Origin of the sequence: Chishuiella sp., assembly GCF_032109125.1 — a bacterium.
Taxonomy (GTDB): domain Bacteria; phylum Bacteroidota; class Bacteroidia; order Flavobacteriales; family Weeksellaceae; genus Empedobacter.
This window is the reverse complement of sequence record NZ_DAMCLZ010000012.1, coordinates 100265-112726: the sequence shown is the minus strand read 5'-3', so window position 1 is coordinate 112726 and position 12462 is coordinate 100265. Positions and strand designations below refer to the sequence as shown.

Sequence of the window (12462 nt, the reverse complement as noted above, 5' to 3'; positions counted from 1 at the left end):
GCGCCTGCTTTGGGAGCAGGAGGTCGCAGGTTCGAATCCTGCCACCCCGACAAAAGCCTTTGTAAGATTTACAAAGGCTTTTTTTATTTTTATAATTATGGATTACTCAATACTTGGTAAAAAGGAATCAGTACAATCATATATTTTTGGATTTTCATTCATATTAATCATGGTTATTTCTTCTCTCTATTTTGATGATAAAGAAATTATTCTTCCAGAAATTGCCGCATTGTCAATAGGAATTTTTACTTTCAGAGAAAATAAATGGTTACAGCAACCATTTCATATATTTTTACTCCCCTCAATTACAGCAATACTAGGTTTTGGAATAAATTTTCTTGCTATTCCATTTTTATTGAAACTTATAATTATTTTAATTGCTATGTTATTAATTCTTCGAATTTTTAAAAGTCAATTAGCACCTTCTTTAGCCACTGGCTTACTACCAATAGTAACAAATGCACATTCATTTTTATTTTTATTTGCTATTTTTATGTTCGTGTTCTTATTATTTATATTTATTAAATTATTTAAAATAAAACCAACAGAACAAACCTCTCCCGTAATATATGAAAGTCACAATAGATTATTAATTTGTCTATTTTTAATTTGGAGTGTGATTTGCCACTTTTCTGGTTATAATTACTATGCAGCAATTCCTCCAGTAATTGTTGTTGCTTTTGAATCATTAAATAATCCAGCACTAAAATTAAAAGTTCGATTAAAACGTATTTTAGCACTTTTTATATCTAGCATAATTGGCTGTTTAACTATAAAATATCTTAATAATTTTTTATTAGCTAGTTTTATAGATTTAATGATTGTTTCATCATTATTGTTTTTTTTAAACTTAAGATTACCTCCAGCTTTTGCAATGGTAATTTTACCTATGATTATGCCAGAAAAAACTATAGAACATTTACCATTAGCAACGTTTATAATGAGTACATTTTTTATAATGGGAATATTTATGATACAAAAACAATTATATCCTGATCCTATTGATTTTTAAATCATACAAGCAAGCTTTTATAAATACATATTTTATATATTTAAACTTTAATTTATTATAAGTGAATACAAAAGAAAATTCTAATCAAAAAGAATTAAAACGAGGACTTACAAATCGACATATCCAATTAATAGCTCTTGGAGGAGCAATTGGAACTGGTTTATTTTTAGGTATAGGTCCAGCTGCGGTTCTCGCAGGACCTTCTGTAATTTTAGGTTATGCTATTGCTGGAATCATAGCATTCTTTATCATGAGACAATTAGGAGAAATGGTAGTTAATGAACCTGTTTCTGGAAGTTTTAGCCATTTTGCTTATAAATATTGGGGACCTTTTGCTGGTTATGCTTCTGGATGGAATTATTGGATTCTTTATATATTAGTAAGCATGTCTGAACTTACTGCAATTGGCATCTACGTTCAGTTTTGGTGGCCAGAAATTCCTTTATGGTCTTCTAGCTTGTTCTTTTTTATTATAATAAACCTATTAAATCTAGCTTCTGTAAAAGTTTATGGAGAAGCTGAATTTTGGTTTTCTATTATAAAAGTCGTTGCTATTCTAGCAATGATAGCATTTGGTACATATTTACTATTTAGTGGTAATGGAGGAGAACAAGCTACTATCAAAAATTTATGGAACAATGGTGGATTTTTTCCTAAAGGTTTTTTATCAGGAAATAACAAAGATGGTTTTCAAGGATTATTTTCTGCCATGGCATTAATAATGTTTTCTTTTGGAGGGTTAGAATTAATTGGAATTACTGCTGCAGAAGCAGAAAATCCAGAAAAAAATATTCCTAAAGCAACAAATCAAGTCATCTATAGAATTCTTATTTTTTATGTAGGAGCTTTGATTATTTTATTTTCTTTATCTCCTTGGGAAAATATAACAGACAAAAGTAGTCCATTTGTAATGGTTTTTAATAATCTAAATTCAATTGACATCAATTTATTTGGACACACAATTGCTTTTTCTAAAATCATTGCAAACGCATTAAACTTGATTGTTCTAACTGCTGCTTTATCTGTTTATAATAGTTCTGTCTATAGTAATAGTAGAATGCTTTATGGATTAGCAGAACAAGGAAATGCACCTAGTTTTCTTAAAAAACTAAATAAAAATCATGTTCCAATCATGGCTATATTAGTTTCATCCTTATTTGCAGCAGCTTGCATTGTTATTAACAAACTTATACCTGAAAGTGCATTCGAAATATTAATGTCCTTAGTTGTTTCTTGCTTAGTAATAAATTGGGTAATGATCTCCTTTACTCACTTAAAATATAGAAGACAAAAAAGTATAGAGAATAACAAAACTCTCTTTCCTTCATTCTTATATCCAATAAGCAATTATATTTCCATTCTTTTTTTACTGGGTATATTAATTATTATGTGGTTTACAGGACTTAAAATTTCTGTAGAATTAATCCCTATTTGGATGATTTTACTTTATATTTCATATATATTCGTAAAAGCTAAAAAGAAATAATAAAAAAGAGAGACTATTTAAATGGTCTCTCTTTTTTATTAAATATATTTTTTTATTTGATCCACCAATTGTTCTTTTGGTCGAGCTCCACTTTCTTTCCATAATAATTCACCATTTTTAAATATAGCAAAAGTAGGAACACCTTTTACTTGATATCTAGCAGCCAAATCCTGATATTTATCTATATCTACCTTTAATATTTTAACCTCATCTCCCAATTCTTCTTTTACTTGCTGTAAGATAGGCCCCATCATTTGACAAGGTCCACACCAAGTAGCAAAAAAATCCAATAAAACAGGTTTATCTGAACTTATAATTTCTTCGAAAGTCATTGTTCTATTATTTTGTGTTATTGATTTATCTTTTTTATTGAAAAAGTTTTTAAACATATTTTTTGTTCTTCTATCAAATTTACAAAAAAGCACTTCCGAAGAAGCGCTTTTTCATAATTAGCTTTCACTAATTACTAACCTAACCTATGAAAAATTTATTCTATCGTTAGTGCTACTAACAATTTCTATTATTAGAATAATCAAATAAAATACCAATATTAAAATACTGACACACTGAACATTACATTTAACACAAATTAAGTTTTAATAAGTTCTAATGTTAAAAAAAACATTATAATTCACAAATAAATTTAGGATTTTCTGACTTTATTTCATCCAATACTGACTTTATTTCTTCTTTTGTCGAATTTTCTTCTAATCTTTTTAATTGTTGGGAATTCAATCCAACTAATTGTAAAAACATAACTTTACCATGAGGTGTTTCAATCTCATCTAAATCACCATCTTTAATAAAAGCTAATCCTACTATATCAGTATCCGAATCGGAGCGTATAGGACCTCCTAGAGGTAAAAATTGATATTCATCAAACCAAACTTTTGTCTCATTAACAAATCGTGCTAAATTGTTCATCAATTGCACAACCCAAAATGGATCTTCATCTTTATCTTCTTTTACTTTTTTTACACGAAAAGAAAATTCAAATCCCCATTTACTAAATTCTTCACCAACACTTTCTTCCGAATAGTATAAATGAGACATACCATAACTTACTAAATGTCTATAATCATCAACATCAAACACAGCTACTCCATCAATAGGATCTTCACCTCCCTGAAAAGACATAACTTTAGGAGAATAAAATCTAGGCTCTAAGTCTCCGTATATTTTTTTTAATCGATTCTCTATAAATAAAGCACCTACGGCTTGATCTTTTTTATATTGTTTTTTGTATTCTTCTAAATTCATAGTACAAAAATAAATGATAAATAATTATTAGACATAAAAAAAGAGAGCTTCTTATTAGAAACTCTCTTGCTAGTAGCGAGGACCGGACTCGAACCGATGACCTTCGGGTTATGAGCCCGACGAGCTACCTACTGCTCCACCTCGCGATTTAGTAGCGAGAACAGGACTCGAACCTGTGACCTTCGGGTTATGAGCCCGACGAGCTACCTACTGCTCCATCTCGCGTTATTGGATTGCAAATATACAAACTAATTTTAAAACACCAAATAAATATGAAATTATTTTTATAATTTTATTTAGTTAATCATTTTACTATTGATTAAAAAAAATTAACACTATACATATCAAACACATACAATCTTGTTTATTAAATGTTTTTTTTAGAAATAATTTTTATTTATAATACCGATTGACATTAAAATCCTATTATAAAGTTTTTTTTAAGTTTATAAAACTTTACCGTTTTTAAGATATTGTAATAAAATTACCCAAATACATTGAATACTAACTTTTATTTATTTTGTAATACTGGAATAGGTGGATTATTAATAATAAAATCAACAACAGCTTCTGACCTATCTGTCAAATAAAGTAAATTTTTATATTCTTGGTCTTTTGCTAGTTGATGCAATACAGAATAAATTGCTGTATCTTCTACATATCTTTTCTTGCTTAAAAATATCATTGGACTATAATAACCTGAAGTTCCATAATGATTTTGGGCAGCTTCTTGAAAAATTTCTTGTGTTGTACCTGCACTTCCTGGAGCATAAACTAAACCAAATAAACTAATAGTTAGCAACATATCTTCTCGAATACTGTTTGAAAAATATTTTGCTATATATGTTGCAAATAAATTACTAGGTTCATGTCCATAAAACCATGTAGGAATTGCTAGATTTTCTGTTCCATCTGGATAAAGTTCTAGTACTTTTTGCGCATTTGTAATATATTTTTTTGCTAGATATTCTTTTTGTTCTTCATCTACCAAATCTAAATCTGCTAAAATAGAGATTGCATTTTTTAAGTCTCCATCCGAATATTTTGCCATATAAGCACCTAAATTTGCTGCTTCCATAATCCCTGGCCCACCTCCTGAGACTATAAAATAACCTTTTTCTGTTGCCCATTTTGCTGCAAAAGCTACTTTATTATAAAATTCTGAGTTTCTAGCAGTAGAATGTCCTCCCATAAAACCTATAACTTTCTTTTTTGTCATTCCATTATTATCATAATGTAAAATTCGACGTAAACCATCATCAATTGATAAATCATGTATCCTTTGGGAAAGAGCTTCGGACAAGGATAAATTATATTTATTTTTAACAAAATGTTTATAAATTTCTAAATCTTTACTTTTATCATCTTCTGGATTAAAACCTTCCATCAGTTCTTGCCATGTATACAATTTTCCTCTATATGGATTGTATGGTATTTTATCAAATTTAGGATATACAAAAGCTCCTCGTTCAATAAGACTTATTGCTTCATCCTTTTTAAATTTGCACCCTAAAAAAGATGTATTATTTAAAATATAGTCATCCCAATGAATACTTTGTTTTATAAAACTGACATCTTGAATAACTATATTAGTTAAATCATTTGTTTGTTCTATAAGATCTTTCCACTCATGTAGATTATGTACTAGGTTTTTAATTGGTTTTATTTTCATTATATTGTTATATTAATCATAATTTATTGAAAATTGAAGTTACATTATTTAATTAAAAACTTAATATTCATATCTAATAAATTGTTAATCTAAATTATCTTTGTATGATTTTCAGAATTATAATTCGAAATCATATAATTTAAAATGTTTATTTAAATAAATAGTAATGCATATTGATCAAAATAATAGAGAACAATTAATTGAACAACGTATTAATGATTCTGTAACTAGTGTTTTTAAAGTTGTTTTTCCTGGTGATACAAATCATCACCATACAATGTTTGGAGGAGGAGTTATGTCCTTAATGGATGAAACTTCTTTTATTGCAGGAACTAGATTTTGTCGTAAACCTTTGGTAACTGTAAGTAGCGGTAAAATAGATTTCAATTTACCAATTCCTGGAGGAACATTAGTTGAATTGATAGGAAAAGTAGTTCGTGTAGGGCGTACAAGTTTAGATGTACAAGTTGAAGTATTTATTGAAAGTATGTATAGTGACGATAGTAGACAAAAAGCTATTTCTGGTGTATTTACTTTTGTTGCTTTGGATGAAAATAAAAATCCTGTTCAAGTAATTGATTAATTACTTTTGAGCAACTGAATAAAAAAACGCTTTATGTTATATCATAAGCGTTTTTTTACTTTTTAAATTTTAAGTAAATTAGAAATTTACCTTATCTTTTATATAGTTTCCATTTTGACAAAAAGCTTTTAATTCTTTTTCTATAAATATTTCTATTTCTAATGCATCTGAGGCAGGATACAATAAATGAATATTTGCACCAGCATCTAATGTAAAAAACAATTGTTTATCTGTTTCTCTACGGTATTCCCATAATTTTTCTAAAGCTGCAACTGTATTTGGTTTCATTAAAATAAATGCAGGATTAGACATCATCATCATTGCATGCAATGTTAATGCTTCGTGTTCTACTAATTCTCCAAAAGCTTTTACATCTCCATTTTTTAAAATTGGAATTAATTTTTCTAAATTTTCATTTGCTTCTACAAAACGATGTTCTGCGTAGGGATGATTATTCATTAAATTATGACCAACAGTAGATGAAACAGATTTTTGTCCTTCATGAATCAATAATATTGTATCATGAAAAGTTTTAAAAACTTCATGAATTTCAGTATCTGGATATTTTGTTCCATAAAGATCAGAACTACCTTTTATAAAATTATTTTCACCCCATTCTACTAAACCTTTAAAAACAGATCGACAAGCGCTACCAGAACCTAAACGAGCAAGAAAAGAAGCTTTTTTCAATGATTCTTCTTCAGAAAGATTTGCTCCTAAATTATTTTCTATTTGTACCAAACATAATGCTAAAGCAGACATTCCTGATGCCGAAGATGCAATACCAGAACTATGAGGAAAAGAATTGTGTGTATGAACTGTAAATTTATATCCTTTTAAAAAAGGAACATAATCAATTATACGTTCAAAAAATGTAATAATTTTCGGTGAAAAACTATTTTTCTTTTCTCCTTCTAAATAAACTTCAACTTCAAAATTATCAGATTGTTTTTTCTTAAATTTTAATTCAGTTTCAGTATAACTATTAGTTAATGTATAACTTATTGAACTATTTGTTGGAATTTGATTTTTCTTTTTTCCCCAATATTTTATTAAAGCAATATTAGAAGGACTTTTGGCATTAACACTTCCTTCTTCTATCGAAAAAGAAGTTGTAGAAAGGTTTGATATGAATTGTTGTTCCATAAAAACAAAAATAAGCTATTTTAAGGAATTGTATTTTTTATAATTTGAATAATGATAATCAAGTGCTTCGCTAACTGGAATAAAATTATAATTTAAAGTTTCCTTAATTTTAGTATTATCATACTGAATAAAAGTAATTAATGAATTATAATTTGCTTTAGAGATGAATACACCTCCAAAAAGTCTATTTATATTGGATAAAATTCTTAGAGCTTTTAAAACAAAATTTGATAATAGTTTTACTTGCTTATTACTTTTACTTGCAACAAAACCTAATACTTCTTTATAATGTTTATTTTCTGAAACAAGAATAAATTTTTGATTGTAAATTTTCTTATCAACTAAATCTAATAAAATAGAAATGACATCCCTTACATCCACAAAACCTGTTCCTCCAGTAGGTGCATATTTATTAATAAATGAATCCTGAGCAAACAATTTTTCACTTTCTCTTTTTCCATCTAATCCTCCAATAATAACACCTGGATTTACAATAATAACATTCAGACCTTCTTGGGATGCTCTCCAAACCTCCATTTCTGCTCTAAATTTAGAAATAGCATATGCAGAATGTTCTATAGCATTATTCCATGGTGAGAGCTCATTAATCATTTTAGTTACAGGATTTAAATCATCCATTGTAGCAATAGAACTTATAAAAAAGAACTCTTTAACTTTTGAATCTATTGCTTCATTAACTAATGCTTCTGTTCCAGATATATTAGTACTAAATATTTCATTTTCATCTTTTTTATCAAAAGAAACAAAAGCTGCTGTATGATAAATTGAAGATACGTTTCTAAGTAACTTAGGAAGTTCAGTAACATCTAATAAGTCTCCATCAACCCACTCTATTTTTTTGTAAAGATTTAAGAGATTTCTATCAGAAAAAAGTTTTTCAACAGATTTTGTATTAGATTTTTTTCGTTTTAATGCACGAATAGGCTGATCTCTTTTTGCTAATTCAACTAATAAATGACTACCAACCAGTCCTGTTCCTCCTGTTACGAAAATCATACTAAAATTTATAAATATCTTTTTTTCTTAAACCAAATGTAAATAAAAAATACCACTAATAGCATTACAAATAAACAAATAGGGTAACTCCATTTATATTTTAATTCAGGCATAAATTCAAAATTCATCCCATAAATCCCAGCGATAAAAGTTAGCGGTAAGAAAAAAGCAGAAAAAACAGTTAAAGTCTGCATTATTTCATTTGATTTTTGACCATTCATAGAAAGATATGTTGATAGTAAACTTTGTGCATCATCAACAATTTGCGTATGTAAATGCAGCATTTTTATATTTTCTTCATATAAATCTTGTGCAGAACTTGTTCTCTTATTATCTAATCTATATTCATTAATTACTTCTAATGTATAATCAAGAATTTTTTTACAGGCTGTAGCTTCTCTTTTTAATTTATAAAGATTAGGAATCTGTATTTTTCTAAGGTCATCTGTAAAAATTAGATGCTCTAGTTGATTAATTTCTTCATCCATTTCAAAAGCTGGCGCTTCGTAAGATTTTAGTGTTGCAAAAATTATTCTGTATAAAATATTTTTAATTGTTATTTTACCAACATCTGTATTCTTCAAGTATTTATTTACAATATTCTCAAATATTTTTGTTTCCTGTTGATGAACTGTAATAATATAATCAGGACCTATAAATATACTTATTTTATGACTAAATTCCTTAATTGTGTTTTTTTGAAATGGAGATTCTTTTCCAAAAAAACGTATTAAAAGAAAAGAGGTTGAGTTTTCTCCAGATTCGTATTTTGGTAAATGCCCTGGTTCTAGACTATCTTCTATTGTTAATTTTTGAAATGAATATTTTACTGCTATTTCTTCTAATTCAGTTTTTGTTGGATTGTGTAAATTAATCCATTTGAATTTATCGTTTTCAAAAAGAGTTTGCATCTATCAAATATATTACAATATATTTTTTTATTAAAAATTTTATTTAAAGATACATTATGACAATAAAAAATATAAATAAATATATTTATTATAATTTTTAACATTATTATTAATAATAACTTAATAAAAATTACTTAAAAAATTAATTTTCATCAAAATTTAAAAATTAATTGTTAATTTATGTTACTAAATACATAATTAATTGTTAATATTGAATAATATATTTATTAACACATGAGAAAAAAATTAACTTCTTTAAGTCTGTTAGCTTTTTTAGGATTAAGTACAGCTGTATTTGCACAAACTAAGGGAACAGTAAATGATGAGAATGGTTTTCCTGAAGCAGATATCGAAATATCAGTAAAGGGAACAAGTAAAACTGTTTTCACTGATGAAAACGGAAACTTTGATATTGATGCAAAAGTTGGTGATATTTTAATTGTAAATGGAATCGAATATAATGTCACAAGCACTAATTTAGGAATTTTAAAACCTAAAAAAAATGAAACTGTTGATCTTGAAGAGACTGTAATTACCGCTTATGGTTCTCAAAGAAAAGAAACAGTAGTTGGGTCAAATGCTGAAATAAAATCAGAAAAAATTGAAGATAGACCAATATCAAATGTTGTAAAAGCATTAGATGGTGCAGCACCAGGTGTATTAGTTTCTACTGGATCTGGTCAACCAGGAAGTGGAATCAATGTACAAATTAGAGGTATGTCTTCTTATAATTTATCTAATTCACCTTTATATATTGTTGATGGTGCTATTTATGCTGGTAATCCAGCAGATTTAAATCCAAACGATATTGCATCACTTAACATATTAAAAGATGCAGCATCTACATCTTTATATGGTTCATCTGCAGCAAATGGTGTTGTTATGATCACAACTAAAAAAGGGTCTAAATTAAAAAAAGGAGCGTTTAATTTCACTAGTAATACTGGTGTAGTTACTAGAAGCATTCCTCAGTATGAAAGAATTGGTGCTGACGATTACTATGTAGCAACTTGGGAGTCTCTTAGAAATGGTAGATTAGTAACAAATCCTTCTGGAGGTTTATCTGGAGCAAACACATATGCTTCAAATAATTTAATCTCAGGTGTGTTAAAAAATAACATTTATAATGTTGCTGATAATCAAGTTGTAATTGATGGAGCTTTAAATCCTAATGCTCAGAAATTATATAATGATTTTAATTGGGATAAATATTTAAATAAAGTTGGAAGTACACAGAATTACAATTTAAATTTTAGTGATGCTACGGATCGCTCTACAATGTTTGCCTCTTTTGGCTATAACAAAGAAGAAGGTTATGTTATAAAATCAGATTTTGAAAGATATACTGCTCGTGTTTCTGGTGACAGCCAAGTTACAGATTGGTTAAAACTAGGTGTTAATTTAAGTGGCAATCTAACAAAATCAAATCAAGCAAATGACAGTGGAGGATCTTCTTATATCAATCCATTTTATTTTAGTAGAACGATGGGACCAATATATTCTCCTTTTTTATATGATGATAATGGAAATAGAGTTTATGATGAAAATGGAAACGTTGTTTATGATGGAATTGAAACTAGAGGACGAGGTGCATCTGCTAGCGGTGGACGAAATGTTATTGAAGAAACTTTATTAAATAATGTAAGACAAAATACTAACACTGTTAATAGTCGTGCTTTTGCAGAATTCAAAATAACTAAAGGATTAACATTTTTAACAAATCTAAGTTATGATGTTCGAAATTATTCTTTAAGATCATACGGTAATAAATATATTGGAGATGCTGCAGGTCAAGGTTCATTAGAAGAAATAGCAAGAAAAACTCAATCTATCACTTTTAATCAATTATTAAATTATACGAAATCATTTGGACAACATAACTTTGATGTTTTAGCAGGTCATGAATCTTTCGATAGACAAATTGATTATTCTGAAAGATATAAAACAATTGAAGTTATTGAAGGTATTTATGAGTTTAATAATTTCTTACAAAATGGGACTAACACAAGCTATAATCTACCTTTAACAAAAGAGTCATATTTTGCTAGATTAAATTATGACTATTCTGGGAAATATATTCTATCTGGATCTATTCGACAAGATCAATCATCAAGATTTGCTCCTGGTAAAAATAAAGGAACTTTTTGGTCTGTAGGTGCAGGTTGGAATATTAGCAAAGAAAACTTCCTTAAAGATTCAAAAGTTGTTAATTATTTAAAATACAGAGGGTCTTATGGTGAAGTAGGTAACGATGGTGGTATTGATGAAAACCCAGGATACTTTGCAGATTTAACATTATATAATTTAGGAAATTATTTCAATGGAAGCGAGCCAGGTGTATATTTAGGTCAAACAGGAAATCCTGATTTAACATGGGAAACTAATGTTCAATTTGATCAAGCTATTGAATTTGGTTTATTTAATAATAGAATAACAGGATCTGTAGAATTTTTTAGAAGAGAAACTAAAAACATGATTTTCCCTGAACCACAGCCTGGTTCTGCAGGAGAACCAGAAAACCAAATATTTAAAAATATTGGTACAATGAGAAATACTGGTTGGGAATTTGGTTTAAATTTTGGTATAATTCGTTCAGATTCATTCTCATGGAACTTAGGTGTTACAGCAACTACATTTAAAAATGAAATTGTAAAAATGCCTGATGGACAAGATGCTTTAATTAATGGCACAAAAAGACTCTCTAAAGGACATTCTCTTTATGACTTTTGGCTTAGAGAATGGTACGGTGTAGACCCTTCAGATGGAGCTCCATTATTTGTTCAAGACCCAACAAAAGCTGATACATCAGCAACAAGAGTAATAGATGGCAAAAAATACACAACAAACCACAATAATGCAAACTTTGCTTATGTTGGTTCATCTATCCCTGATTTATATGGATCAATAAATAATGAGTTCAGATACAAAAATTTATCATTAACAACATTATTTACATATCAGATAGGAGGAAAAGTTTATGACAGTAATTATGCTACATTAATGTCTGGTTATCCTCAAGGACAAGCACTACATAAAGATATTTTAAAGGCTTGGAAAAATCCAGGTGATATAACAGATGTTCCTGTATTAAGCACTCAAAATTACACTGCTGCTGCTGCACAATCTTCTAGATTTTTGCAAGATGCTGATTATTTTATGCTAAAAAATGCAACTTTAGGTTATACATTTAACAAGAGAGATATTGAAAGCATAGGTTTGTCTAATTTAAAACTTTTCATTAGTGGTGAAAATTTATTCGCTATTACTGCAAAAAAAGGTTTAGAACCTGTTCAATCTTTTAACGGAACAACAACTTATCGTTACACTCCTTCAAGAATAGTTAGTTTCGGAATTAATCTATCATTTTAATTAAAA

At 28.1% G+C, this 12462-nt stretch carries 10 protein-coding genes and 2 tRNA genes; 4 read left to right on the top strand and 8 right to left on the bottom strand.

Annotated elements, in window-relative coordinates:
- Together RT575_RS12455 and RT575_RS12450 are read left to right on the top strand one after the other, a co-directional pair.
- Positions 1–1012 (top strand): hypothetical protein (locus tag RT575_RS12455; protein WP_313581269.1); only part of this gene is annotated, 1012 nt, incomplete at its 5' end.
- Positions 1013–1073: 61 nt separating this feature from the next.
- A complete protein-coding gene (locus RT575_RS12450) occupies positions 1074–2498 on the top strand; it encodes an amino acid permease (protein ID WP_313581267.1) in 1425 nt (474 codons plus the stop codon).
- Between the two features lie 38 nt (positions 2499–2536).
- Here the strand turns inward: RT575_RS12450 and trxA are convergent, their stop codons facing one another.
- The 5 genes from trxA to RT575_RS12425 all read right to left on the bottom strand — a co-directional run bounded on the left by trxA (position 2537) and on the right by RT575_RS12425 (position 5430).
- Complete coding sequence (gene trxA, locus RT575_RS12445; protein WP_313385106.1) at positions 2537–2887, bottom strand: thioredoxin; 351 nt, start codon at positions 2885–2887, stop codon at positions 2537–2539.
- 235 nt (positions 2888–3122) lie between these two features.
- Entirely contained in the window at positions 3123–3758 is a 636-nt protein-coding gene (locus tag RT575_RS12440) for a suppressor of fused domain protein (RefSeq protein ID WP_313385104.1), read from the bottom strand.
- Positions 3759–3831: 73 nt separating this feature from the next.
- Positions 3832–3904, bottom strand: a tRNA-Met gene (locus tag RT575_RS12435).
- Positions 3905–3910: 6 nt separating this feature from the next.
- Positions 3911–3983, bottom strand: a tRNA-Met gene (locus RT575_RS12430).
- A 286-nt stretch (positions 3984–4269) separates the two neighbouring features.
- Complete coding sequence (locus tag RT575_RS12425; RefSeq protein ID WP_313581264.1) at positions 4270–5430, bottom strand: hypothetical protein; 1161 nt, start codon at positions 5428–5430, stop codon at positions 4270–4272.
- A gap of 166 nt (positions 5431–5596) precedes the next feature.
- Between RT575_RS12425 and RT575_RS12420 the strand changes: the two genes are divergently transcribed.
- Positions 5597–6013: an acyl-CoA thioesterase gene (locus RT575_RS12420; protein WP_313385101.1), complete on the top strand. Its 417-nt coding sequence runs from the start codon at positions 5597–5599 to the stop codon at positions 6011–6013.
- 78 nt (positions 6014–6091) lie between these two features.
- Here the strand turns inward: RT575_RS12420 and RT575_RS12415 are convergent, their stop codons facing one another.
- Genes RT575_RS12415 through RT575_RS12405 form a run of 3 tightly spaced genes read right to left on the bottom strand, consistent with a single transcriptional unit; the run spans position 6092 to position 9087 of the window.
- A complete protein-coding gene (locus RT575_RS12415; protein WP_313581262.1) occupies positions 6092–7159 on the bottom strand; it encodes a diphosphomevalonate decarboxylase in 1068 nt (355 codons plus the stop codon).
- Positions 7160–7174: 15 nt separating this feature from the next.
- Positions 7175–8176, bottom strand: coding sequence for an NAD-dependent epimerase/dehydratase family protein (locus tag RT575_RS12410; RefSeq protein ID WP_313581261.1), 1002 nt, complete (start codon positions 8174–8176; stop codon positions 7175–7177).
- 8 nt (positions 8177–8184) lie between these two features.
- The gene (locus tag RT575_RS12405) at positions 8185–9087 is read right to left on the bottom strand and encodes a CorA family divalent cation transporter (protein ID WP_313385096.1); all 903 of its coding nucleotides are present in this window, start codon (positions 9085–9087) and stop codon (positions 8185–8187) included.
- Between the two features lie 234 nt (positions 9088–9321).
- Between RT575_RS12405 and RT575_RS12400 the strand changes: the two genes are divergently transcribed.
- The gene (locus RT575_RS12400) at positions 9322–12456 is read left to right on the top strand and encodes a SusC/RagA family TonB-linked outer membrane protein (protein WP_313385094.1); all 3135 of its coding nucleotides are present in this window, start codon (positions 9322–9324) and stop codon (positions 12454–12456) included.
- Positions 12457–12462 lie beyond the last annotated feature (6 nt).